The organism is Actinomadura rubrobrunea NBRC 15275, assembly GCF_001552235.1.
Classification (GTDB): Bacteria; Actinomycetota; Actinomycetes; order Streptosporangiales; family Streptosporangiaceae; genus Spirillospora; species Spirillospora viridilutea.
The window spans coordinates 23014-48582 of the sequence record NZ_BCQU01000036.1 but is presented as its reverse complement, the minus strand read 5'-3'; the positions used below and the strand labels follow the sequence as shown (position 1 = coordinate 48582).

The following is a 25569-nucleotide window of genomic DNA, read 5'->3' as shown; positions in this document are numbered from 1 at the left end:
TCATGGTCGCGACGGGGCTCCGGGCGCGTCTTGTACGCTCGTGCGCGTGAGCGGCGAATGGACCCGCTACTGGCGCGACGGCGACCGGCCGCTCGAGGCCATGCACGCCCGCTTCGAACGGCGCTCCTACCACCGGCACAGCCACGAGACGTACTCCTTCGGCGTCACCGAGGAGGGCAGGCAGGCGTTCCGCTGCCGCGGCGCCGCCCACACCAGCGCGGCCGGGATGGTCATGGCGTTCAACCCCGACGACGCGCACGACGGCGGCCCCGCGGACCGGGCCGGGTTCATCTACCGGATCGTCCACCTGGGACCCGACCTGGTCGGCGAGGTGCTCGCCGACATCACCGGCCGTCCGACCGGGCTGCCGCTGTTCGCGTCGCCGGTGGTGGAGGATCCGGTGCTGGCGCGGGACCTGCGGGCGCTGCACCGCGCCCTGGCCGGGGGCGCGTCGCGGCTGCGGCGCGACGAGCTGCTGACCGCGACGGTGGCGTCCATGGTGCGCCGCGCCGCCGTCGGTTCCGGCCGAGTGACCGCGCCCTCGCCGTCGCGCGCCGACGCGCGCGTGGTCCAACGGGCCCGCGAACGGCTGCACGACGGCCTTCTCGACGACATCTCGGCCGAGGAGCTGGCGCGCGAGGCCGGATGCAGCCGGTTCGCGCTCTACCGGGCGTTCCGGCGGGCCTACGGGATGGCGCCGAGCGACTACCAGCGCCAGCTCCGGCTGCGCGCCGCCCGCCGCCTCATCGCCCGCGGCGACCCGATCGCCGAGGTCGCCGCGGCCACCGGATTCGCCGACCAGAGCCACCTGACCCGCTGGTTCGTCCGCTGCTACGGGATCACCCCGGCCGCCTACCGGCGCGCCGCGCACTGACACTGTCCGCCGCGCACTGACACTGTCCGCCGCGCGCTGACGCTGTGCGCCGCGCGCCGGGCGTCCGCCACAATGCGGAAGGCGGAATCGACGACGAGGAGCGGCAGTGACGCGACGGGCGAGCGGAAGCATGTTCGGGCTGGCGTACGGGGACGCGCTGGGCAAGGACACCGAGTTCCTGGACATGCGGCGGATCGCCGAGCGGTACGGGCCGGACGGGCCGCGCGAGCTGCCGGGCGATCCGGCGCTGGTCACCGACGACACGCAGATGGGCCTGGCCGTGGGCGAAGGGCTGCTCGACGCGCCGGGCGACGCGTCGCTCACCCCCGAGCTGATCGAGCCGCTGTGGCGGCGGCGGTTCATCGACTGGGCGCGCAGCCCCGACAACAACCGGGCCCCGGGCAACACGTGCATGCGGGCCATCGGAGGGCTCGCCGAAGGGCACCCCTGGGTCGAGGCGACGGTCCACGACTCCAAGGGCTGCGGCGCGAACATGCGCGTCACGCCGGTCGGGCTCGTGCCGGGGCTGACGGACGAGCAGCGGTCGGGCGCGGCGCAGCTGCAGGCGGCGCTGACGCACGGCCACCCCACGGGCCTGGCCGCCAGCGAGCTGACGGCGTACGCGGTGTGGTGGCTGCGGCGCGACCTGGTGACGCCCAAGGAGCTGCCGTCGGCCTTGCGGGAGCGCTGCCGCGTCCGGCGCACCGTGTACCACGAGCGGTGGCTGGGCGAGCTGTGGCGGCGGGCGGGCGCCGACAGCCCGGAGGAGTTCATCGCGCGGGGCTGGGACGAGTGCCTGGACGCGCTGGACCGCCTGGAGGCCGCCCTCCGCGCGCCCGACCCCGCCGCCGACCCCTGCGCGGCGACCGGCGAGGGATGGGTCGCCGAGGAGGCCCTGGCCACGGCGCTGCTGTGCTTCCTGATGTTCCCGGACGACCCGGTGGCGGCGATCCGGCGCGGCGCGGCCAGCTCGGGGGACTCCGACTCGATCGCGTGCCTGGCGGGCGCGTTCGCCGGCGCGCACCTGGGCATGGACGCCTGGCCCGCCGAGTGGGCGGAGCGGATCGAGTACGCCGACCGCCTGGCGCGCCTGGGACGGGCCTGGGACTGAGCTAGTCGGAGGCGGCCCAGCCGGTCCAGGCGTCGATGGTCACGGCGATGACGGGGCCCTGCGGCGGCCGGTCGCGGTACTGGGCGTAGCGGTCGCGCAGGAGGGCGATCGGGTCGGCCATGGCGGCGGGGTCGTCGATGACGCGGGCGTGGCCGTCGGCGCGCACCCACCACAGGCGGTCCCAGTCGTCGTCGTAATGGTCGGCCAGCAGCGAGACGTGCGGGTTGGCGCGGATGTTGGCCAGGCGGCGCAGGTCGCGGGACCGCTTGGGCTTGTGGTCGACGGCGGTGTACAGGACGGCGTGACGCACGGCGAACGTCACCGGGACCAGGTGGGGGCGCCCGTGCTCGTCCACGGTCGCCAGGCGGACGACCGGGACGGAGATGAGCCGCCGCCAGGCGACGTCCTGCGGAAGCCTCGGCATACTCGCAGCCTGACACGGATGCCGCCGCTGACCCAAGGGCGGGGCGGCCCTGGTCCGGTCACGCCTCCCGGCGCGGGTACTCCGGCGGGCGCAGGCCGCGCTCGGCCGCCTTGGCCAGCTCCTCCTCGGTGAGGATGCGCGGTTCGCCGATCATCTTGGCCCGTACGTACACCCCGCACAGCCACTCCAGGAGCCGGGCGTTCTCGTACGCCTCGTCCAGGTCCCCGCCGAGGGTGACGCCGCCGTGGTTGGCCATCAGCGCGGCCCGCCTGCCGCCCTCCAGGGCCTTGCGCACGTTGGCGGCCAGTTCGGCCGTGCCGTACGTGGCGTACTCGGCGACCCGCACCACCCCGCCCAGCAGCAGAGTCGTGTAGTGGATCGGGGGCAGCTCGGTCATGGTGGAGGCGACGACGGCCCCGTAGGTGGAGTGGGTGTGCACGACCGCCGATGCGCCGGACTCCTCGTAGACGGCCAGATGCATGGGCGTCTCCGAGGACGGCGCCCGCCGCCCCTCCACCGGCCGGCCTGACATGTCGAGCACCGGGCAGTCCTCGGGAGACATGCGGTCCAGCATCATCCCGCCGGGGGTGACGGCCACCAGGTCGCCGGAGCGCACGCTGATGTTGCCGGCGGACCCGACCACCAGGCCGCCGGCGGCCATCTGCCGGCCGATCCGGCACAGTTCGGCGCGTTCCTCGGCGAGCAGCATCGAAACCCCCTTTTCACCGTCCGCCATCGCCGTACGGTACGGCCTTCGACGCGCCGCGGGGAACAGGGCCGTCTTGCCGCCGCCCGGCGTTCCGACGACCAGGCGCGGCGGGCACTGGGCAGGGGGCGAGAGCAGCAGGCCATGAGAACGGCCCGGCGATGCGACCGCGCCGCCGCATCGTCGGGCCGTTCGAACACCTTAGACGCCGTTGATATCTAGTTGGTTTCCTCCCAATTAAGACGTTCGCACCAGGTCTGGGTCTTTTGTCCCGGTCCCTCGGACGCCGAGCACCGCCTCGGCCGCGCTCACCAGCTGCTCCAGCCGGAACACCTCCGTGCGGTGGAACGGCGGGGCGCCCGTCCGCGCCACCACCAGCACCCGCGGGTCCCCGCCGCCGGCCCCGGCGATCGGGCAGATCGCGAACTGGGTGCCGTCGTCCAGGGCGAAGGCGCGCGCCCGCACCGGGTGCAGGTCCGGCAGCTCCGGCGTCGTCCCGCAGGCCAGGCTGCAGTGCACGAGCGCGTGGCCGTCCGGGCCGCCCGCGGCCAGGCCCGCCCAGTCCGCGCTGAGCAGTGCCGGCACGGCGTCGACCAAGGTCACCGGGCCGCGCTCGGGCGCGGCGGCCAGCTGCCCGATCAGCGCCGCGTCCGGGTAGGCGCCCTGCGGCTCCACCGTCGGCCACATCCCGATCACCTGCACGCCCGGCACCGACCCCAGCCCGTCCGCCAGCCGCCCGAACCCCGCCTCCGCGGGCCAGAGCACGGTGAAGTCGTCCAAGGCACGTCCGCCGTCGCGTTCCAGGACGGCCATCTGCACCACGTCGGCGCCCGCCGCTCCCAGAATCCGCGCCACTCTGCCCAGCGAGCCGGGACGATCCGGCAGCCGGACGCGTATCCGCAGCAACATGGCCCACCTCCTGTGTTCGGAACACGGTCCGTTCAGGGTGCGGAAGCGGCGTTTCGGCTGTGTTACCGCCGCATGTCAAAGCCGACAAACAGGTGGAGGTAGGGCAAACCTATGACGAGGCCGGTCAACGGCACGTTTAGGGAAGGTCAACGGCGGACCTACCCTCGCCGCCTGGGGGCCGTTAGGGTTACTGCACGTGTCGAGTGCTCCGGGTCGCCCAGTAAACGAGGCCTCCGGCGAGGCCCCCGCGGAACCGGCGCGTCCGCCCGCCGAGGGCGACGGGCACGACATCCCCGTGGCGGCCGTCCCCGGGACGGACGCCGTCGTGGCGGACGGCGACGCGATCGCCGGGATCCGCGACGCCCTGGCCGCGCTGGCGGCGCGGCTCGACCGCGAGCACGAGCGGGCCGCGCACCGCGAGGCCGTCATCGACCGCCTGCACGAGGAGAACGAGCGGCTGCGGCGCGGCGAGCTGGAGACGGCGCTCGAGCCGCTGCGCGCCGCGCTCTACCGGCTGCACGACCAGGCCCGGCGGGAGGCGCGCCGGTGGGCCGAGCCGGACCCGCCCGACCCCGCGCACGCCGCCGCGCTGCTGGAGGCGGTGGCCGACGAGATCGCCGACGCGCTGGCCCGCTCGGGCGTCGAGCGCTTCACCGTCGAGCCCGGGGAGCCGTTCGACGCGGCGCGGCACCGCCCGGTGGCGGTCGAGCGCGTCGCCGACCCGGCGCTGGCGGGCACCGTGCTGTGGGCGCGGACGGACGGGTTCGAGCGGGGCGGCCGGGTGGTGCGCAAGGCCGAGGTGTGCGTCGCCAAGGCGCCGGATCCGGCGCCCGAACCGGCCCCGGCGCCCGGACCGGCCGCCGGTCCGGAGCCGGACGCGGCCGCTGATCCAACAAGTCGGCAAAGTCATCGACGCGAGGCCGGGGCGGGCGAGACGATGGCGACCACGTCAACCGCATCGTCCACGCCGCCCTCCGCGTCCCGCGCCCGCCGCGCCACCGCGAGCGGCGCGCCCGGACCAGGTAGCGATAGGTGAAGAGGACATGGCCGTCTACGGGATCGACCTGGGAACCACCTACTCCTGCATCGCCTGCGTCGACGACGTGGGGCGCCCCACCGTCCTGCGCAACCTGGAGGGCACGGACACCACGCCCTCGGTGGTGTACTTCGAAAGCGGCGACAACGTGATCGTCGGCGCCACCGCCAAGGACACCGCGGTGCTCGAGCCGGAGAACGTGGTCAGCCTGATCAAGCGGGACATGGGCCGCGACGTGACGCGCACCATCCACGGGTTCGACTACACCCCCGAGGAGCTGAGCGCGTTCATCCTGCTCAAGCTGGCCACCGACGCGCGCACCACCACCGGCGAGGAGGCGCGCGACGTGGTGATCACCGTGCCCGCCTACTTCGGGGCGGCCGAGCGCGACGCCACCCGCAAGGCGGGGCGGATCGCCGGGCTGAACGTCATCGACGTGCTGTCCGAGCCGATCGCCGCGGCGATCACCTACGGGGTGCTCAACCCCGACGCCGACCGCACCATCCTGGTGTACGACCTGGGCGGCGGCACGTTCGACACCACCGTGATCGCGCTGCGCGGCGGCCACATCGAGGTGGTGTGCACCGACGGCGACCACGAGCTGGGCGGCGCCGACTGGGACGCGCGGCTGGTGGAGTACCTGGCCGAGCGGTTCCGCGCCGAGCACCCGGACGCGGGCGACCCGCTGGACGACCGGCAGACCGAGCAGCAGCTGCGGCGCGACGCCGAGGAGGCCAAGAAGGCGCTGAGCGCCCGCACCTCCCACACCGTCCGCGTCATGCACGACGGGCGCGTCTCCACCGTCGAGGTGACCCGGGAGAAGCTGGAGGAGCTCACCAAGGACCTGCTCGACCGCACCATCGAGATCACCGGGCGGACCCTGGCGGTCGCGGCCGACAAGGGGATCACCGACTACGACGAGCTGGTGCTGGTGGGCGGGTCGACCAAGATGCCCGTCGTGGCGGCGCGGCTGGAGACCGAGCTCGGCCTGACGCCCCGGCTGCAGGACCCGGACCTGGCGGTGGCCAAGGGCGCGGCCCTGTACGCGTTCGAGGAGACCTACCGGCGGCTGGTGGCCGAGGGCGCCGCCGACCGCGCCGAGGAGATGGCCGACCGCGCGGGCCTGACCGCCGAGCAGAAGCGGCAGATCGCCGGGCGGCAGATCAAGACGGTGGCCTCGCGCGCGTTCGGGATCGTGGTGGTGGACCGCGAGACCGGCGCCGAGCACGTGGCGCACCTGGTGCACGCCAACGACGAGCTGCCCGCCGCCAAGACGGAGGACTTCTTCACCGTCCACGACGACCAGACCGCCGCCGACATCCGCGTGATGGAGCAGGCGGGCAGCGTGGAGTCCCCCGAGCTGGCCGACAACAACGAGATCGCCACCGGGGAGGTGCGCATCCCGCCGGGCAAGAAGGCCGGCTGGCCAGTGGAGGTGACCTTCGCGCTGGATTCCTCCGGCCTGCTGAACGTGACGGCCGTGGAGAAGGAGAGCGGCGACACGCTGGAGCTGAAGATCGACGTGGGCGGCATGTCCGAGGAGGAGGTCGAGAAGTCGCGCCGGGCCCTGTCGCGGGTGCGGGTGAGCTGACGCCGCGGAGCGAGGAGGCGCCCCGCGGTGGGCTTCGACGAGGATTATCAGCGGGAGGTTCTGGAGCCCGCCCGCGCGGCCGGCGACCAGCCGCCGGAGGACCTGAGGCTGCGCTACGCCCTGCCGGACCGGCTGGACCCGGACGCGGTTGCCGCGCAGGTCAGGCTGGTGCGGCAGTGCTGGCGGCGCTCGCGCGGCCAGCTGAAGTACCGCCGCCTCATCGACCGGCTGGAGGCCGAGCACCGCGAGCTGGCGCCGGTGTTCGCCGCGGCCGAGCGCGGCGACCTGGGTCCGCTGAACGAGCGGCTGCGCGGCGGGCGGGAGCGCGCCCGGCGGCGCCGGGAGCAGGCGCGGGCCCGCCTGGCCGACGCGGCGGGCGCCGCGCGGATGGTGACGCCCGCCGAGCTGGAGAGCATCGCCCGCACCAGCGGGGTGCCGCGCGAGGAGCTGGCCGAGCAGGCCCGCCGGGACCGCATCGAGGTCCGCGAGCCCGACGCGCTGCCGACCGCGCCGCCGTACCCGGCCTACCGCAAGGTGCGCGAGTCGCTGGAGGTGCTGGGCCGCCGCCACCTGGCCGACTTCGTGTTCGGCGGGAACCTGGCCGGTCCGATGCGGGTGCTGGGCGGGTTCGCGGCCCCGGCGTCGCGGGGCGGCACGCTGCGGCTGGACGAGGCCGCCGTGTCGGCCGTCGTGGCGCGGTGGGCGCGGCGCAGCCGCGACTCCAGCACCACCCACGCCGACACCGTCGCGGCGGCGCTGCGGTCCGGCGCCGACCTGGACGAACTGCTGCTCTACGACCTGGCGGACCGGCTGCGCGAGCGGCTGCGGCAGCGGGCGTCCGAGCGGGCGCTGCTGCGGCACGCCGTCGAGGACCTCGGCGTCGAGCCGGAGGACGCGCGGCGCCTGGTGTTCGCGGTGGTGCGCGAGAGCGGGCCCCGCGGCGGCCTGGCGGGCCGGCTGCGGGCGCTGCTGGACGCGGGCGACGTGCACGCCGCCGCCCAGCTCGCCGAATCGGCCGCCGCGGCGGGCGGGGACGAGCCGGACGAGGAGGCGGACCTGCTGGCCGCCGAGGCGCGGCAGCGGCTGGCCACGGCGGTGCGGCTGCGGGAGGCCGCCGCCGAGCAGGACGATCCGGACCGCGCCTGGCTTCTGCTGGCCGACGCGCTGCGGCTGGTCGGCGACCTGCCCGGGGCGCGCGAGCACCAGCGGCGGCTGGCGCCGCGCCCGGTGCCGTCGCTGCGCGCCGACGTGGAGGGCGCGGCGGTGCGGCTGTCGTGGCGGCCGTCGCCGTCCACGGCGGGCGAGGTGGCGTACCGGGTGGTCCGGCGGCGCGACCGTCCGCCGCGCGACGCCGCCGACGGGGACGTCCTGGCCGATCCGGGGGCGCCGGGGTCGTCTCCCGCGGATCCGGCGCCGCGGGCGGTGGACGAGCATCCGCCGGTGAACGTCCCGCTGTACTACGGCGTGGTCGCGGTGCGCGGCGAGGCCGCCGCCGCGCCGGCCGTGGCCGGTCCGGTGATCGTCCGGCCCGAGCCGTCGGAGGTGGAGCTGCTGCCCGGCGACGGCGCGGTGACCGGGCGGTGGCGGTGCCCGGCCGAGGCGGCGCGCGTGCTGGTCATGCGCGCCGGCCGTCTCGTGCCCGCGGGCCGCGACGGGTTCCGGGAGCGGGTGCCCAACGGCAAGACCCACCACTACCGCGTCTGCGCCGTGTACCTCGACGCGCACGGCCGCGAGGTCGTCACGCCGGGGGTGCGGGTCTCGGTGACCCCCAGCCCGCCGCCCGCCCCGGTGTACGAGATGAGCGTCGCTCCCGATCCCCATGACCCGGGGACGCTGCTGGTGCGGTTCGCGCCGCCGGCCCACGGGACGGTCGAGCTGCTGCTGCTCGACGAGCCGCCGCCCTGGCCGCGCAGCGCGGTGCTGCCGGCGGAGGAGGCGCGGCGGGCCGGACGCCGCCTCACGGCCGTGCCGGCGCCGGGCGGCGGGTTCGCCGTGCGGCCCGGCGTGGGCGGCTGGCTGCTCGCGGTGACGGTGGCGGAGGACACGGCCGCGATCGGCGCGCACCACCGGCACGTCCACCTGCCGCCGCCGCGCCGCCTGGTCGCCGAACGGCGCGGGGCGCACGTGCACCTGGGGTTCGAGTGGCCGCCGGACGTCCCGGAGGTGGAGCTGACGTGCCGCATCGGCGCGGACGGCGTCGCCGCGGACGGCGGCGGGGGGCGGCGCGAGATCGTGACGCGGGCGGCCTACGACGCGCAGGGCGGAGTCCGCGTGCCGGTGCCCGAGGACGAGCCCGCGGCGCTGTCGGTGGCGTCCGCCTGCACGGTCGGCGGCACCCGCGTCACCGGGGCGGCGGCGACCGTCGAGGTGCCGGCGCGGACCGTCGTGCGCTATCAGGTGGAGCGGACGGGCCCCCCGTGGCGGCGGGCGCTGACCGTCCGGCTGTCCGCGTCGCAGCCCACGCGGATCGGGCGTCTGACGATGGTGCTGCGCCCGGGGCGGGTCATGCCGTACCGTCCGGACGACGGGGAGCCGATCGGCGCGTGGACGGAGGTGCCGGTGCCGGGCGAGGTGTCGGTGCCGGCGCCGTCGGCGTCCGGCCCGTACTGGGTGCGGTGCTTCGCCGATGATGATGTCATCGAGTTGAGCGACCCCCCGGTGCGCCAACTCCACGTCCACCGATAGCTCTGCCGACCGCACGCCAAGAGGAGTGAGGCCGTGTCGCTGACGTCGCGGGTTCCGCTTCCCGGCGCGCGCGCCCGGCAGGGGCTGACGTGCCCGTACTGCTTCGCCGTCGTGCCGGTGCACGAGCTGCGGTTCCGCTGCCGGGGTGGCGCGGGGCGGCGGCCCGGGTGCGCGCCGGTCCTGGACGAGACGCTCGCCGCGTACTTGGGGTCCACGGCCGGGGCGTCGTTGCCGCCGGTGTTCTCGGCGAGCGGGCGGCGCACCCGCGCGGCGTGCCCGGACTGCGGGCAGGAGACGGGCAACCGCGTCTGCCCCGAGTGCCACAACCCGCTGCCCGCGGCCTACTGCGACTCCCCGGGGCGCATCGTCGCGCTCGTCGGCGCGAAGAACGCGGGGAAGAGCACCTACATCGCGGTGCTGCTGCACGAGCTGATGAACCGGGTGGGGACGGAGCTGGACGCGTCCCTGGTGGCCTGCGACGACCGCACCATCGACCGGTACAAGCGCGACTTCGCCCGTCCGCTGCTGGAGGAGCGGCGGCTGCTGCCCACCACGACCAGCGCGGCCGCCGGGCCGCGGGAGCCGCTGGTGTACCTGCTGACGCGCACCCGCACGCGCCGCGGCCGCGCCGCGAGGCTCGGCGGGGGGCGGCGCACCGAGTCGCTGGTGCTGGTGCTGTTCGACACGGCGGGCGAGGACCTGCGCAGCCGCCACGTCACCGACCTGCACCTTCGCTATCTGGAGGCGGCCGACGCCGTCATCTTCCTGGTGGACCCGCTGCAGCTGCCGGGTGCGCGCGCCGCCGTGGCCGCCGACCCCGCGGGGCCGGATCCCGGCGACGACCCCGACAGCGAGCCGATCAACATCATCGCGCGGGTGACCGAGGCGCTGCGGGCACGGCACGGCACGCCGCCGGGGCGGCGGCTGCCCGTCCCGGTCGCCCTGGCGCTCACCAAGATCGACGCGTTGCGTCCGGAGCTGCTGCGGCAGTCGGCGCTGCGCCGCGATCGAAGCGGCGAGGGCGCGCTCGACCTGGACGACCGGGAGGCGGTGGACGCCGAGGTGCGCGCGCTGCTGCACCGATGGCAGGCCGGGCAGCTCGACCTGTTTCTGGACCAGCAGTACGAGGACTACGCGCTGTTCGGGCTGTCGGCTCTGGGGGGCATGCCCGAGGACGGGCGGGTCGGCCCCGGAGGGGTGCGGCCGTACCGGGCCGAGGATCCGCTGCTGTGGCTGCTGTACCGGTTCGGCATGCTCGACGGCGTACGACCGCAGTCGTCAAGGCGTGATTCGGGGGGATGAAGCGCCATGGCCTGGCAACTGCACTACACCTCGTCGCGGAAGGGGCCGACCGGCCGGGCCGGCTTCCAGTTCGTGGCCGAGACGCCCGGCCTGCCGGACGGCGTGCGCGCGGGAGTGACGCCGTTCTTGTCGTACCGGCCGCCGCCGCAGGCGCCGCTGTCCCCCGACGACGGCGAACTGGCGCTGTTCCCCGTCGCGTTCCTGTACGACCGGGTGGACGGGCGGCCGCTGCTGCTGCGGTGCCGTTACCTGGGGCGCGACTACTCGGGCCGTTTCGGCAACTTCTTCGCGCACGCGGTGGTGGCCGACCCGGAGGAGATGGAGGGGCTGCGCGCGGCCGAGCTGTGGCAGGCGCCGATGTGGGCGGAGGCCCCGTCCGAGACGCCAGACCTTCCGGCGCTGGAGGAGCTGACGCCCGGTCCCGCGCTGACGCCCGAGGCGCTGGCGGAGTGGCTGTCCGGCGCGCCCGGCGATCCGTACGCGCTGCTGCCTCGACTGGTGGACGCGGTGACGGAGGTGCTGGCGCGGGGCCACGGGCGGGTGGTCCTGGTCGCCTCCGACGTCGACCTGATCGCACGGTGGATCGCGGTGCTGTCGTACTCGCTGCCCGTGGAGGCGGCGGCGCGCATGTCGTTCGTGACGTACAGCGCCGATCCGGACGGCGCGGCGCAACGCCTGGTGGGCACCACCCCGGACGTGTGGGCCGCGGCGCAGCATCAGGGCGCGGCGCTGTGGTTCCCCGTCGAGCAGCCGCCGCCGGACGGCACCGCCGCCGGCCGGTTCGCGCGCACGGTGGCGTCGTGCTGGCGCGCGGGCGACTTCGCGGGTCTGGACGCGCTCGGCGAGCTGGCGCTCGTCGGCTCGTCCCGGAGCCTCGACCCGGGCGGCCTGGAGCGGGCCGCCGGCCTGCTGTCGCTGTGCCGGGGCGACGCGACCGCGACGTCCGCCGACGAGCGGGCCGCGGCGGCGCTGCTGTCCCGCCACGGCGCCGAGATCCCCGAGTGGGTGTGGCGCGACCTGGCGGCCGGCGTGCCGTCGATGGGGTACGAGCCGGCGCTGGCCGTCCACGACTGGGCGCGCGCGGCGGGCGCCGCCGACGTGGCCGCGCGGTCCGTCCTGCGCGCCCTGGCCGCCGCGCCGGACCTCACCGAGGCGGCGCGGACCGCGGCCCGCGCGGTGGACGCCGGGACCGACCTCGACATGGCGCGGCTGAGCGCGGCGGCCGAGGAGTGCGCGCGACGCGGCGCCGCCGACGTCCCGGCGGCGCTCAAGGCGTGCCCGCCGCACGCCCGCGAGCCGCTGCTGACGGGGACGCTGCGCGGTCTGGCGGAGGGGGACGAGCCCGTCCGGGCCAAGGTGCTGACGGACGCGGCATGCGACGCGATCTACGAGCACGCAGCGGTGGTGCGGAACGCGCCGCCGCAGGTCGCCGCCGCGGTGCTGGCGTCCGTCGGGCGGCGCCGCCGGGACCGCCGCGTCGCGGTGACGGCCGAGCTCGTCCGGCTGAGGACGGCCGGCGACGCCCTGCGCGCCGTGTGGGAGGAGCCGCCGACGCCCGCGGAATGCCTGGAACTGCTCGACGCCCACCCCGAGGCGGTCGCCGCGCACGCGGCGCTCGCGGTGCTGCCCTGCCGGGTGTTCGCGCGGCTCGCCGCCCGCGACCTGGCGACCGGAGGCGACGCGCTGACCTCGACGGCGGCGCAGCGCCTGGCGACCGCGGTGCAGGCCCGGCTCCCGGACACCCGCGCCGCGCGCGACGCCGCCCTGGTGCGGGCGTACGCCGAGGCCGTCACCTCGCCCAGGCCGCGCGTGGCCGCGCAGGCCCTGGGCACGCTGCTGGCCGGCGCCGGGAACGGCGCGCGGCTGGCCCAGGACGCCTTCACCGCCGCCGCGCGGAGGCTGGCGGAGCACCGGCCGCGGTTCCGCGCCGCGCTGCTCGCCGCCGCGTCCGTTCCCGTGCGCACGCGCCTGGCCGCCCGCTGGACCGACGATCTGCCGGAACGGTCCCGCACGGGCAAGTCGCCGCTGCGCGGCGCCGAGATCGCGCAGCGCAACGAGCTGGTCGAGGTCGTGCTGCGGCTGCGGCGGCGCGGCGTGGCCGAGCCCGGGCTGGAGGCGTGGGCGCGGTCGGCGGCGGCCAAGTGGATCTCCGGGCGGCAGCTGGAGTCGTACCTGGCGGGCGAGCCGGAGCTGCGCGCCGTGCTGCGGGACCTGCTCGCCGAGGGCCGGACGGGGGGCGGGTGAGCCGTGCAGCTCCTCGTCGTCCTTCTGCTGGCCGCGGTGTGGGCGGCGGCGATGTGGCTGGGCTTCGCCGTCGTGTTCCCCGTCCTGTTCCCTGTCTCGCTCGTCGCCGCGGGGGGCGCCGCGCTCTGGCTGTACTACCTGCACGCGTGCCAGGCCTTGGCGCCGTCCACCGTCGCCGGGCCCTCCCCCGTGGCGGAACCGAAGGTGGCGTACCGGCACTATCTGCTGGCGCAGGTGTGGCGTGACTGGTGGGCGATCGCGCGCACGGTCGTGCCCCGCATCTGGTCGATGGCCCGGGACGTCGTCGTGTGGCTCACCCGGATCCTCATGGGCGGGCCGTGGGGGTTCTTCGCCCTCCCCGTGTGGTTCGCGCTGTGCGCGGGCATCGTGGCGGCGGCGCTGCCCGCCGCCGCCTTGGGCGTCGTGCTCACCGTCCTATACGCGCTCGTGGCCGCGGTGGGTCTGACGGGCTGGCTGGTCTGCGTGCTGGTGCTGGCGGCCGTGGAACGCGGGTTCATGGTGTACGGGCGCATCCTGCAGACCTGTCCCCACCCGTTCTGCTACAAGAAGATCGCGCTGCCGGTGTACGAGTGCCCCGGCTGCGGGGTGCGGCACCCGCGGCTCGCCCCCGGGTGCGCGGGCGCATTCCGGCATGTGTGCCGGTGCGGGGCGCGGCTGCCGACGACCGTGCCCCTGGGCCGGTTCCGCCTGGCCGCGTACTGCCCGCACTGCGGCGGACGGCTCCCCGAACGGATCGGACGCGTCCGCGTGGAGCCCCTCCCCTTTGTAGGCGGCCCCGCAGCGGGCAAGACCACGTTCATGTTCCTCGGCATCCGCGCCCTGCACGCCCGGGCGCGCGCACTGAAGGGACGGCTTGCGTTCGTGGAGGGCCGCCACGCCGAGGCGTACGCGGCGGCCATACGCGAGTTCGCACGCGGGGGACGTCCCGCCAAGACGGGTCCTGAACTGCCCCTGGCGACCATGGTGGACGTCGACCTGCCCGGGCGGGCGCGCCGCATCCTGTACCTGTTCGACCCCGCGGGCGAGCACTACACGGGGGCCACCGAGGTGGAGTCGCTGCGCTACCTCGACCACGGGGAGGCGCTCCTGTTCGTGGTCGACCCGTTCGCGTTGCCGCTGGTGCGGCGCTCGCTGACCGCCGAGGAGCGGCGGCTGGTGGACGCGTCCGCCGCCTCCTCCGACGAGGACCCCGCCGACACGCTGCAACGCGTGCTGAACGAGCTGCGGTCGCGCCCCGACCGGGGCCGCCAGAAACGCGTCGCCGTCGTGGTCAGCAAGACCGACCTGCTGGAGCGCACCGAGATCGGCCGGGACCTCGCACGCGGCGCCGGCGCGCCGGACGAGACGCTGCGGCGCTGGCTGGAGGGCGTGGGGATGGGCAACATCGTCCGCGCGCTGGACCAGGTCGCCGGCGAGGTCCGCTACTTCGGCTCGGGTCTGGACACCCCGCCCGCAGAGGTGGCCGACCTGCTCGGCTGGGTGTCGGGACTGCCGGTCGGCGGGGAGGCGTCCCCGGCGGCGGCCGACGAGGACGTGCCGGGCACGGCCCCGCTGCGCGCCCCCTGGCCGGTGCGCGGACGCGACAGCGCCCACGTCCCGGTCGGCTACCAGGTGGGCCGGTGGGCGGTGCTGACCGGTCTCTCGGTGCTGACCGTCGCGACGTTGGCGGGGGCCGTCGTCGCCGCGGCCCTGCGCCTGCCCCACCTGCCCTACTGACCGCCCCTGATCCGACCGCCCCTGATCCGACCGCCCCTGACGACCGCCCCTGCCGACCGTCCTGTCGGCCGCCGTCCGGCGGCTCGCGTCCGCTCGTCGACGCACTGGTGTGACCAACGCCACTATCTGACGTGGCAGGTAACGTTGCGTCATCGCGTTACGTGCCGGCAGAGCGCACCCCCGACAGTCGACGAAAAGGGGATCCATGAGACGTGCGGATCCGCGCCGCGCCGCCGACGAGGCGGCCGGGGCGTCCACCGGAGGCCGGGGGGAGCCGCCCGCCGGGCGGCTCCGGTTGATCGTCATTCTCGGCGCGCTGACGGCGGTGGCGCCGCTGTCGATCGACATGTACCTGCCGGCGCTGCCGCGGCTGGCCCGCGACCTGTCGGCCGGCACGTCCACGGCGCAGCTCACCCTGACCGCCTGCGTGGTGGGCCTGGCCGTCGGGCAGGCGGTCGCCGGGCCGCTCAGCGACGCGTGGGGACGCCGCCGCCCCCTGCTGATCGGGCTGGCCGCGTACGCGGCGGCGTCCCTGCTGTGCGCGGCCGCGCCGAACGTGCAGACCCTCATCGCGCTGCGGTTCGTGCAGGGGGCGGCCGGCGCGGCCGGCATCGTCATCGCCCGCGCGATCGTGCGCGACCGCTACGACGGGATCGCGGCGGCGAAGTTCTTCTCGACGCTGATGCTCGTCAACGGCCTGGCGCCCGTCCTGGCGCCCGTGCTGGGCGGGCAGCTGCTGCGCGTGGCGCCCTGGCGGGCGGTGTTCGTCGTCCTGGCGGTGATCGGCGTCGCGCTGCTGCTGGCGGCGCTGCCGGGCCTGGAGGAGACGCTGCCGCCGCGGCGCCGTTCCGGCGGCGGCGTCCGGACCACGCTGCGCACGTTCGGGTCGCTGCTGGCCGACCGGGCGTTCGTCGGGTACGCGGCGGCGTTCGGGCTGTCGTTCACGGCGATGTTCGTGTACATCTCCGGGTCGCCGTTCGTGCTGCAGGACGTGTACGGCCTGTCGCCGCAGGCGTTCAGCGTGGTGTTCGGCGTCAACGCGCTGGGCATCGTGACGGCCGGGCAGATCGGCGGGCGGCTGGCGGGGCGGGTGCCGCTGCGGCGCCTGCTGGGCGTCGGCCTGGCGGTGGAGACGGCCGGCGCCGCGGGGCTGGTGGCGGCCGTGCTCGCCGGCGCCGGAACGCCCGGCGTGCTGCCCGCGCTGTTCCTGGTCGTCGCGGCGCAGGGCCTGGTGATGCCGAACGCCACGGCGCTGGCTCTGGCGGGCCGCCCGCCCCGGGTGGCGGGCAGCGCGTCCGCGCTGATCGGCGTCGGCCAGTTCACCGTCGGCGGGGCCGCCGCGCCGCTCGCCGGGATCGCGGGTCCGCACACGGCCGTGCCGATGGCGGTGGCGATGGCGGCCGCCGCGCTGGCCGCGGCCGTCGCCGCCGTCGCCGCCGAGCCGAGGGTTGCATCACCGAACTCACCCGCCGTACGGTCGGAAGAGTGATCGTCCGGATCGGCTTCATGCCCGCCGTCGCCTCGCCCCTCGCGCCGGAGGGGCTCGCCGCGCTCGTCCGCGGTCTGGAACGGGAGGGCTTCGACTCGCTGTGGGTCAGCGAGCGCGCCACGGGCCCGGTCGGCGACCCGCTGGTCACGCTGGCCCACGCCGCCGCGCTCACGTCCCGGATCAAGCTGGGCACCGCCGTGCTGGCGGTGCCGGGACGTCCGCCCGCCCTGCTCGCCAAGGAGCTGGCCACGCTGGACCGGCTGTCGGGCGGACGGCTGCTGCCCGCCGTCGGCCTCGGCATCCGCCACCCGGGCGAGCAGCAGGCGTTCGGCGTGCGCCGCGAGGAGCGGGCGGCGATCCTGGAGGAGGTGCTGCCGCTGCTGCGCCGCTTCTGGGCCGAAGACGAGGTGACCCACCACGGCCCCCGCTACCGCTACGAGCGGCTGCGGGTGCTGCCCAAGCCCGCCGCGGGCGGCTTCGACGTGTGGCTGGGCGGCGCGGCCGACGCCGAGCTGCGCCGGGCCGGGCGGCTGGCGGACGGCTGGCTCGCCTCGTTCGCCACGCCCGCCGACGCCGAGCACGGCCGCCGGGTCGTCGGGCGGGCGGCGCGGGAGGCGGGCCGGGAGATCGACGAGGGGCATTTCGGCGCGGTCGTCCCGTACCGGCGCGGGCCCCTGTCCCCCGCCGCCGAGGAGCGGGTCGCGCGCGTGCGCGCCATCCGGGGGCCCGCCCCGCTCGCCGACGTCGTCCCCACGCTGGACGGGGCCGAGGCCCACCTCAGGCGGCTGATCGACGCGGGCCTGTCGAAGTTCGTGCTCGTCCCGATGGACGCCCCGGACGACTGGGACGCCGAGCTCGCCGACGTCCGCGACGCCGTCCTGCACCTCCAGGACTGACCCCGACCGCCGCCCGGTTCGGACGTCCCGCATGTCCCGTTGACCGGGCGTGCGCGGGGTCCTAGCGTACAGTAGACCGACCGGTCGGTATGTCTGGAGGAGGCGCATTGCCCGCAGTCGAGACCGTGCGCGGTCCGGTCGACGTCGCCGAGCTGGGCCGCACGCTGATGCACGAGCACGTCTTCGTCCTGTCCCCCGAGCACGTGGCCAACTACGGCACCGGGGCCTGGTGGGACGAGGAGGAGCGCGTCGCCGACGCGGTCGCCCGGCTGCGCGAGCTGCGCGACCTGGGCGTGACCACGATCGCCGACCCCACCGTGTGGGGCCTCGGCCGCGACGTCCCGCGCATCCGGCGGATCACCGAGCAGGTGCCGGGGCTCAACATCATCGTCGCCACCGGCGTCTACACCTACAACGACCTGCCCTTCCAGTTCCTGCACCGCGGCCCCGGCACGCTGGTGGGCGGCCCCGAGCCGATGGTGGCCGACTTCGTGCGCGACCTGACCGAGGGCATCGCCGACACCGGCGTCAAGGCCGCCTTCCTCAAGTGCGCGGTGGACGCCCCGGGCCTCACCCCGGGCGTGGAGCGCGTCCTGCGGGCCGTGGCGGCCGCGCACCGGGAGACCGGCGCCCCCATCACCGTCCACACCCACAGCGCCGGCGAGACGGGCCGCCCGGTCCTGGAGCTGCTGGCCAAGGAGGGCGTGGACCTGACCAAGGTCGTCGTCGGGCACGCCGGGGACAGCAACGACCTGGACTACCTGACCGCCCTGGCCGACACCGGCGCGATCCTGGGCATGGACCGGTTCGGCCTCGACGTGCTGAATCCGACCGCGGACCGCGTCGCCACCGTCGCCGCGCTGTGCGAGCGCGGCTACGCCGACCGCATGGTCCTCAGCCACGACGCCAGCTGCTTCATCGACTGGTTCGGCCCCGACCCGCGGAAGGTGCGCGAGATCGCGCCCAACTGGCACTACCGGCACATCCACGACGACGTGCTGCCCGCCCTGCGCAAGGCGGGCGTCTCCGACGCCCAGATCGACCAGATGCTCGTCGCCAACCCCCGCCGCTACTTCTCCCGCTGATCTCCCGCGGAGGCGGCGGACGCCGTGCTCGGCGGCCGTCCGGCGCGCCCGGCGGGCCTCACCGCGCAATGGTCGACCACGGGTCGACCACGCAGCGGCCGAGCAGGACCGCTGCGTGCGCGGGGCCCGCCGGGCGGAGGCCGCAGGTCGAACAGGCGCGCGGTCGCGCCGCGCCTCTCAGCGGAGCCCGGCTTCCGCTGTGCGGAGCCCGGCCGGTATCGCGCCGACCGGACATGCGACAGTGTTAGGGCGTCACGTGATCTGGAGGTAGCGCGATGCCCCGTAAGGCGCCGGTGGAGGACTACGACGACTCGGGCCTGGAGGTCTCCCGGCCGAAGACGTATGCGGCGGGCGTGCCCGGCGTGACCACGGCGCTGCGCCACTCCTTCGAGCAGATGGGCGCGCGGCGCACCGCGCTGACCCTGCTGCGCGTCAACCAGAAGGACGGCTTCGACTGCCCCGGCTGCGCCTGGCCGGAGGGCGACCACCGGCATGTCGCCGAGTTCTGCGAGAACGGCGCCAAGGCCGTCGCCGAGGAGGCCACCGTCCGCCGCGTCACCCGCGACTTCTTCGCCCGGCACTCCGTCGCGGACCTGGCCGAGCGCTCCGACCACTGGCTGGGGCAGCAGGGCCGCCTCACCGAGCCGATGGTCAAGCGCGCCGGCTCCGACCACTACGAGCCGATCTCCTGGGACGAGGCGTTCGCCCTCCTCGCCGGGGAGCTGACCGCGCTGGACTCCCCCGACCAGGCCGTCTTCTACACCTCCGGGCGCACCAGCAACGAGGCCGCGTTCGCCTACCAGCTGTTCGCCCGCGCGTTCGGCACCAACAACCTGCCCGACTGCAGCAACATGTGCCACGAGTCGTCGGGGGCGGCGCTGACCGAGACGATCGGCGTCGGCAAGGGCTCGGTGCTGCTGGAGGACCTGCACCGCGCCGACCTCATCTTCGTGGTGGGGCAGAACCCCGGCACCAACCACCCGCGCATGCTGTCCGCCCTGGAGAAGGCCAAGAAGGCGGGCGCGCGCATCGTCGCGGTCAACCCGCTGCCCGAGGCGGGGCTCATGCGGTTCAAGAACCCGCAGCGGCCGTCCGGCGTCGTCGGACGCGGCACGCCCCTGGCCGACCGGTTCCTGCAGATCCGCCTCAACGGCGACCTCGCCCTGTTCCAGGCGCTCAACCGCATGCTGCTGGAATCGGACGCGCCGAACGCGGTCGACCGCGCCTTCATCGCCGCGCACACCACCGGCTTCGAGGAGTTCGCCGCGCACGTGAAGGCCCTGGACTGGGACGACGTGCTGGAGGCCACCGGTCTGACGCGCGCCGAGATCGCCGCCACGCTCGGGGACGTGCTGGCCGCCGAGCGCATCGTGGTGTGCTGGGCGATGGGCCTCACCCAGCACCGCAACGCCGTCCCGACCATCCGCGAGATCGTCAACTTCCTGCTGCTGCGCGGCAACATCGGCAAGCCCGGCGCGGGCGTGTGCCCGGTGCGGGGCCACTCCAACGTGCAGGGCGACCGGACGATGGGCATCTACGAAAAGCCCGCGCCGGCGTTCCTGGACGCCCTGGCCAAGGAGTTCTCGTTCGAGCCGCCGCGCCGCCACGGCCTGGACACCGTGAACGCCATCCGCGCCATGCGCGACGGCAAGGTCAAGGTGTTCCTCGGCATGGGCGGCAACTTCGTCCGGGCCACCCCCGACTCGTCCGTGACGGAGGCGGCGATGCGCCGCTGCCGCCTGACCGCGCACGTGTCCACCAAGCTGAACCGCTCGCACGCCGTCACCGGCGAGCAGGCGCTGATCCTGCCGACGCTGGGACGCACCGAGCAGGACGTGCAGGAGTCCGGGCCGCAGTTCGTGTCCGTCGAGGACTCGATGGGCATGGTGCACGCCTCGCGCGGGCGCCTCGCCCCCGCCTCCCCGCACCTGCTGTCGGAAGTCGCGATCGTCTGCCGCCTGGCCCGTGCCGTCCTGGGCGAGACCAGCATCGACTGGGCGGCGATGGAACGCGACTACGACGTGATCCGCGACCACGTGTCCCGGGTGGTGCCCGGCTTCGAGGACTTCAACGCGCGCATCCGCCGGCCCGGCGGGTTCACGCTGCCGCATCCGCCGCGCGACAGCCGCCGCTTCCCCACCCCGTCCGGCCGCGCCGTGTTCACCGTGAACGAGCTGGAGGTGCTGCGCGTCCCCGAGGGCCGGCTGCTGCTGCAGACCATCCGCAGCCACGACCAGTACAACACCACCGTCTACGGGCTCGACGACCGCTACCGCGGCGTCAAGGCCGGACGCCGCGTCGTGTTCGTCAACCCCGACGACCTGGAGGCGCTCGGCCTGGCCGACGGCGAGACCGTCGACCTGGTGTCGGAGTGGACCGACGGCGTGGAACGGCGCGCGCCCGCGTTCCGGATCGTGGCGTTCCCGACGGCGCGCGGCTGCGCGGCCGCCTACTTCCCCGAGACCAACGTGCTCGTCCCGCTCGACAGCACCGCCGAGGTCAGCAACACGCCGACGTCCAAGTCGGTCGTCGTCCGGCTGGAGCGCCCGGACGGCGGCGCCGCGTCCTCCACGCCGAGCCAAGGCCGCTAAGACGGCCGCTAAGACAGGGCCGCTAAGACACGGCCGCTAAGACAGGGCCCCTACGGCGCCGCTGACGCGCGGCGTGGACGGCGCCTTCGGTTCGGCAGCCGCGCCGAGGCGCGTCGGGGCGGGCAGACGGCGCAGGAGGCGCGGCCCGAACACCGACAGGGCGGCGGCCGCCCCGGCCGACCCCAGCACCACGGTCCAGGCGGCCGGTCCGAGCGGGACCGAGCCGAAGAAGTGGCTCAGCCCCGGCGTCTCGATCACGACGGCCAGCAGCAGGACCGAGGCCGCGCACGTCGCGAGCACGGCCGGGCTGTGCCGCCCCATCTGCAGCGTCTGCGCCAGCTGGGTGACGACCAGGGCGGCCAGGCCCATCGTCCCGGCGCGGCGGCGCCGTCCGGTGAGGCGGCCGATCTGCCAGGCCACGATGGCTCCGATCGCGGTCACCACGCCGCGGGCCGCGATCGCCTCGTGCAGCGGGTCGCCGAACGGGCCGCGGCGGGACGGGCGCGCGCCGCCCCCGTCGGGCGGGGGCGCCAGCGCCACGGCCAGCGCGGGCAGCATGTCGGTCAGCATGTTGACCAGCAGGAGCTGGCGGGTGCTCAGCGGCGCCCGCCCGCCGACGGCGGTGCCGTAGACGGTGAAGGCGATCTCGCCCGCGTTCCCGCCGACCAGGATGGACACCGCGTTGCGCACGCTCTGCCACAGCGTGCGGCCCTCCAGCAGCGCCTCGGTGATGCCCGGCAGGTCGTTGCCGGGCAGGATCAGGTCGGCGGCCGAGCGCGCGGCGGCCGAGTCGCCGCCGCCCAGGCCGATGCCGACGTCGGCGAGCCGGATCGCGGCGGCGTCGTTGGCGCCGTCGCCGGTCATGGCCACCACCCGTCCGGCGCGGCGCAGGGCCTGCACGATGCTCACCTTGTGCTCGGGGCCGACGCGGGCGAACACCGAGGTCCGGGCGATGCGGGCGGCGCGCTCGCGGTCGCTGAGCCGGTCCAGCGCGGCGCCGGTCAGCACCCGGTCGGCGTGCGGGACGCCGAGCTCGGCGGCGATCGCCTGGGCGGTGGCGGGATGGTCGCCGGTGATGACGACGACGCGGATGCCCGCCTCGGTGAGCGTGCGGATCGCGTCGGCGGCGTCGCGGCGCGGCGGGTCGGCGATGCCCACGAACCCGACCAGGGTGAGCGGCTCGCCGTCGAGCGCGGCCCTGCCCTCGTCGAGCCGGGACGCGTCGGTCCGCCCCTCGGCGACGGCGAGCACCCGCAGGCCGCGTTCGGCCAGGTCGCGCACGACGGCGCGGGCGGCGGCGCGGCGGCGCGGCGTCATCGGCTCGGCGGCGTCGCCGGAGGCGACGCCGCGGCAGCGCTCCATGACGACCTCGGGCGCGCCCTTGACGACGAGGGCGGGGCGGTCGCCGTCCCACCCGGTGGCGGCGGAGAAGCCGCGGCTGGGTTCGAACGGCACCTCGTGGACGAGCCTCCAGCCGTCGTCGCTCCCCAGGTGCGCGGCGGCCGCGTCGAGCACGGCGCGGTCGGTGGCGTGCCGCGGCCGGGCCGCCCCCTCGCCCCACGGGCAGGCGCGCGCGGCGGCGGTCAGCACGCGCCGTCCCGCGGCCGAGTCGAACCCGACGGTCCCGTCGGGGCCGCTGACGGTGGTGACGCGCAGTCGGCCCTCGGTCAGCGTTCCGGTCTTGTCGAAGCACAGGGTGTCGACGCGGCCCATCGTGCCGAGCGTCCGGGAGTTGCGCACCAGCACGTTGCGGCGCGACAGGCGGCGCGCGGCGGCCAGCTGCGCGACCGTGGCGACCAGCGGCAGCCCTTCGGGGACGGCCGCCACCGCGACCGCCACGCCCGACGACACCGCCTGCCGGACCGACGCGCCGCGCAGCAGTCCGAGCACGCCGACCAGCGCGCCGCTCAGCCCGGTCACCGGCAGCGACATGCGGGTGAGCTCGTTGAGCTGCGCCTGCACGCCGCTGGGGGCGGCGCCGCGGCCGGCCAGCGCGGCGGCGCGTCCCGCCTGGGTGGCGGCGCCGGTGGCGACGACGACGGCGTAGGCGCGGCCGGTGAGCACGGTGGTGTCCTGGTAGAGCATGCAGGTGCGCTCGGCCAGCTCGGCGCCCGGCACGGCCTCCACCGACTTGGAGACCGGCAGGGACTCGCCGGTCAGGCTGGCCTCGTCCACCTCCAGGTCGACGGCGGCCAGCAGCCGCGCGTCGGCCGGCACCACGTCGGACGGGCCGAGCGCGATCACGTCGCCCGGGCGCAGCTCGGCCGCGGACACGGTGTCGCACGGCACCGGCTCGCACCGCCGGACCAGCGGGTCGTCCCACGGCCGGCGGTCGCCGTCCTCGCGGACCCGGCGCGCCGGGGGGCGCTGGTCGAGGAGCAGTCCGCGCAGCGCCCGCTCGGCGCGTGCCCGTTGCAGGCCGCTGACCAGCGCGTTGCCCGCCATCACGCCGCCGACCAGCGCCGCGTCCACCCCGGATCCGACGACGGCGGACGCGGCGGCGCCCAGCACCAGCACCGGGGTCAGCGGGTCGCGCAGCTCGTGGCCGACGGCGCGGGCCACGTCGGCGACCAGGCCCGCGGGGCGTCCGGCGCCCTCCGGCACCCGGACGCGCCGGCGCGGGGGCCGTTCGGGACGCGGCTCGGTGCGCAGGGCGCGGGCCTGTTCGGCGGCGGACCTCGGGTCCAGCGCGTGCCAAGGGACGCGGGGCGACGGCGGGGGCGCGGGCCGCGCGGCCAGGCGCCGTCCGGCCACCACCCCGCCGATCAGCGCCAGGAGCGCGGCGCTGTACATGGGGGCGAGGTTGAACGGGGAGGCGCCGCGGCGTCCGGTCACCACCAGCAGCGCCCCCAGCACCGACCCGCCGGTGGCCAGGCGGACCGCGCGCCTGCTGGCCTCGCGGGCGGCGCCGACGGCGGTCACCACCCGCCACGCCTGCCCGAGTCCGCCGGTGCAGATCAGGTCGGCGGCCCAGCACACCCGGGCCTCGCCGCCGGGCCGCAGGGCGTCCGGCCCCTCCGTGACGACGCCGACCGCGACGTCGGCGGCCAGCGCGGCGGCGTCGTCGGCGGCGGTGAGGACGAGCACCCCGTGGCCCTCCTCCTGGAGCCGCCGCACGTGCTCGGCGAGGGGGACGCCGCCGTCGAGCGCGTCGTCGGCGAGCGGCAGCAGCTCGGCGGTCGAGGGGTCGTCGGCGAGCAGCACGCGCAGGCCGCCGTCGCGGGCGGCGGTGAGCACCGCCTCGGCCAGGGGGTGCAGGCGGCGGCCGACGGTGACGCGGCCGATCGTGGCGCCGCGCCGGTCGGCCACGCGCGCCCGGGCGGCCTCGCCGTCGGCGCCGGCGAGCGGCTCCAGCCGCAGGCCCGCCTCGTCGGGCTCGCCCTCCATCCGCGGGTCGCGGTCCAGCAGCCGCGCCGCCGTCCGCCACGTCTCCGGGTCGTCCGCGGAGAGGATCTCCAGGTCGCGGCCGCACAGCACGGGCGCGTCCACCACCACCGCGCTGATCCGGTCGAACCGGTGGTAGCAGGAGCCGTCCAGCGGGACGACCCCGTCGTCGGCCAGCCGGCGGTCGAGCGTCGCGGCGAAGCCGGAGCGGCCGTACCGGGCGGCGCGGGGCACGGTGGCCCGGATGAGGTTCGCGGCCATGCCGGGGTCGCGGGTCAGGCCCAGCACGGCGGCGGCGCCGGCCAGCGTGGCCAGCGCGGACCGGTCGGCGGCCTTCTCGACCGGCCCCGCCGGCAGCGGGACGGGCCGCTCGGAGCGCGGCGGGGGCTCGTGCGGCAGCCCGGCGGCGCACAGCCGCGGATCCCACCGCAGCCACGCGGCGCGCCGGGCGTTCAGTTCGGCGATCACGAGGGCGCGGTACACGGCGTCGACGGCCAGCCCGGCCGGTTCCTGGGTGAGCCCGTGCAGGACGGCGTTGCCGACGGCGAGCACCATGTCGGCGCCGTGCTGCCCGAGCCGCCGCTCCAGCACGCCGCGCAGCCTCGGCTGGTGGTCCACCCAGGGCAGCACCATGCCCACCGCGCCCGGCAGGCGCGGCCAGCGCGTCAGCCGCCCGGTGGCGGCCAGCGCGAACGCCGCGCAGTCGGACGCCAGCGCGACCGTCTCGGCGATGATCGGGGCCCGGTCGGCGGGATGGGCGGACCTGGGGTACGGCGTGTCGGGCAGGTCGTGGTCCTCCTCCACCGCGGAGACCACGTCCACCAGCCGGTCCAGCGACACCGAGCCCTCGTCGAAGACGCACAGGATCTCCCCGGTGACCGCGTTGACCTGCGCCCAGTTCACGCCCTCCAGCCGCCGCACGGCGGCGCCGACCGCGCGGCGCAGCTCGGCGGCCTCGCGCGTCCGGCCGACGGCGTGGCCGTGCAGCTCGACGTAGGCGCGTCCCTCGCCGGCCCACACCCGCCGCCTGCCGCGCGGCCCGATCAGGTCCCGCAGCTCGGCGCGCCGCGGCGGCTCGACCGGCCGCGCCCACGCCGACAGCCGGGACAGCAGCGCGGACGGCCTCGACAGGCCCCGGGGACGGTGCAACGCGATCAGCCTGGGCGCCGACGCCGCCCCCGACAGCACCGCGACCAAGGGCAGGGACACCGCGTGCGGCAGGGACGGAGGCCGCGGCGGACCGTCCGGCGGCACGAGGCGGCGCAGGGGCGGGGGCGGGGCGGGCAGCGCGCCGGCGGCCCGACGGGAGGCCCTCGCCGCCAGTCCGGCGGCGTCCCCGGCCAGCCCGGCGGCTCCCTCGGCGAACCCGGCGGCGCCCCCTGCCAGCGCGGCGGTGCCGGCCGCGGCCCTCGGCACCATGCGCGCCGCCGAACGCAACAGTCCCATGAGAGGCATCAGTCCTCGTCGCCTGCCGACCGACGTGACGGTTGTGTGCCATTACCCCC

The 25569-nt window shown here is 76.2% G+C and carries 16 protein-coding genes; 12 read left to right on the top strand and 4 right to left on the bottom strand.

From position 1 onward, the window contains the following. Nucleotides 1-46 precede the first annotated feature (46 nt). Together AR3_RS13675 and AR3_RS13670 are read left to right on the top strand one after the other, a co-directional pair. Complete coding sequence (locus tag AR3_RS13675; RefSeq protein ID WP_227023032.1) at nt 47-874, top strand: AraC family transcriptional regulator; 828 nt, start codon at nt 47-49, stop codon at nt 872-874. A gap of 106 nt (nt 875-980) precedes the next feature. Further along, nucleotides 981-1985, top strand: coding sequence for an ADP-ribosylglycohydrolase family protein (locus AR3_RS13670; RefSeq protein WP_227023033.1), 1005 nt, complete (start codon nt 981-983; stop codon nt 1983-1985). Between the two features lies 1 nt (nt 1986). On the opposite strand, the gene AR3_RS13665 is transcribed toward AR3_RS13670, so the two are convergent. From AR3_RS13665 to AR3_RS13655, 3 genes are all read right to left on the bottom strand, one after another. After that, on the bottom strand, nt 1987-2409 hold the full coding sequence (locus AR3_RS13665) for a TIGR03668 family PPOX class F420-dependent oxidoreductase (protein ID WP_067914023.1): 423 nt from the start codon (nt 2407-2409) through the stop codon (nt 1987-1989). Between the two features lie 58 nt (nt 2410-2467). After that, on the bottom strand, nt 2468-3145 hold the full coding sequence (locus tag AR3_RS13660) for a class II aldolase/adducin family protein (protein WP_390098740.1): 678 nt from the start codon (nt 3143-3145) through the stop codon (nt 2468-2470). Between the two features lie 207 nt (nt 3146-3352). Further along, on the bottom strand, nt 3353-4024 hold the full coding sequence (locus AR3_RS13655; protein ID WP_067914017.1) for an ACT domain-containing protein: 672 nt from the start codon (nt 4022-4024) through the stop codon (nt 3353-3355). Nucleotides 4025-4220: 196 nt separating this feature from the next. On the opposite strand from AR3_RS13655, the gene AR3_RS29610 reads away from it, so the two are divergent. The 10 genes from AR3_RS29610 to AR3_RS13605 all read left to right on the top strand — a co-directional run bounded on the left by AR3_RS29610 (nt 4221) and on the right by AR3_RS13605 (nt 20680). Further along, nucleotides 4221-5060, top strand: coding sequence for a nucleotide exchange factor GrpE (locus AR3_RS29610; RefSeq protein WP_083951470.1), 840 nt, complete (start codon nt 4221-4223; stop codon nt 5058-5060). Between the two features lie 7 nt (nt 5061-5067). Beyond that, nucleotides 5068-6651, top strand: a complete 1584-nt coding sequence (locus AR3_RS13645) for an Hsp70 family protein (RefSeq protein ID WP_067914014.1) — start codon at nt 5068-5070, stop codon at nt 6649-6651. A 27-nt stretch (nt 6652-6678) separates the two neighbouring features. After that, entirely contained in the window at nt 6679-9336 is a 2658-nt protein-coding gene (locus AR3_RS13640) for a SaeA-related protein (protein WP_067914011.1), read from the top strand. Between the two features lie 33 nt (nt 9337-9369). Continuing rightward, complete coding sequence (locus tag AR3_RS13635) at nt 9370-10638, top strand: TRAFAC clade GTPase domain-containing protein (RefSeq protein WP_067914009.1); 1269 nt, start codon at nt 9370-9372, stop codon at nt 10636-10638. Between the two features lie 6 nt (nt 10639-10644). Then, nucleotides 10645-12882 carry a GAP1-N2 domain-containing protein gene (locus AR3_RS13630; RefSeq protein WP_067914006.1) on the top strand — a complete coding sequence of 746 codons (2238 nt, stop codon included), beginning with the start codon at nt 10645-10647 and terminating at the stop codon, nt 12880-12882. A 3-nt stretch (nt 12883-12885) separates the two neighbouring features. After that, on the top strand, nt 12886-14619 hold the full coding sequence (locus tag AR3_RS13625) for a TRAFAC clade GTPase domain-containing protein (protein WP_106258389.1): 1734 nt from the start codon (nt 12886-12888) through the stop codon (nt 14617-14619). A gap of 205 nt (nt 14620-14824) precedes the next feature. After that, on the top strand, nt 14825-16108 hold the full coding sequence (locus tag AR3_RS13620; RefSeq protein ID WP_083951469.1) for a multidrug effflux MFS transporter: 1284 nt from the start codon (nt 14825-14827) through the stop codon (nt 16106-16108). Beyond that, the gene (locus AR3_RS13615) at nt 16105-17004 is read left to right on the top strand and encodes an LLM class flavin-dependent oxidoreductase (protein ID WP_067914003.1); all 900 of its coding nucleotides are present in this window, start codon (nt 16105-16107) and stop codon (nt 17002-17004) included. Before AR3_RS13620 ends, AR3_RS13615 begins: the two co-directional genes overlap by 4 nt. Nucleotides 17005-17111: 107 nt before the next feature. Continuing rightward, complete coding sequence (locus tag AR3_RS13610; protein WP_106258391.1) at nt 17112-18089, top strand: phosphotriesterase family protein; 978 nt, start codon at nt 17112-17114, stop codon at nt 18087-18089. 275 nt (nt 18090-18364) lie between these two features. Beyond that, nucleotides 18365-20680: an FdhF/YdeP family oxidoreductase gene (locus tag AR3_RS13605; RefSeq protein ID WP_067913997.1), complete on the top strand. Its 2316-nt coding sequence runs from the start codon at nt 18365-18367 to the stop codon at nt 20678-20680. A 36-nt stretch (nt 20681-20716) separates the two neighbouring features. Here AR3_RS13605 and AR3_RS13600 read toward each other — a convergent pair whose 3' ends face one another. Then, nucleotides 20717-25510: a cation-translocating P-type ATPase gene (locus AR3_RS13600; RefSeq protein WP_067913994.1), complete on the bottom strand. Its 4794-nt coding sequence runs from the start codon at nt 25508-25510 to the stop codon at nt 20717-20719. Nucleotides 25511-25569: the final 59 nt, after the last annotated feature.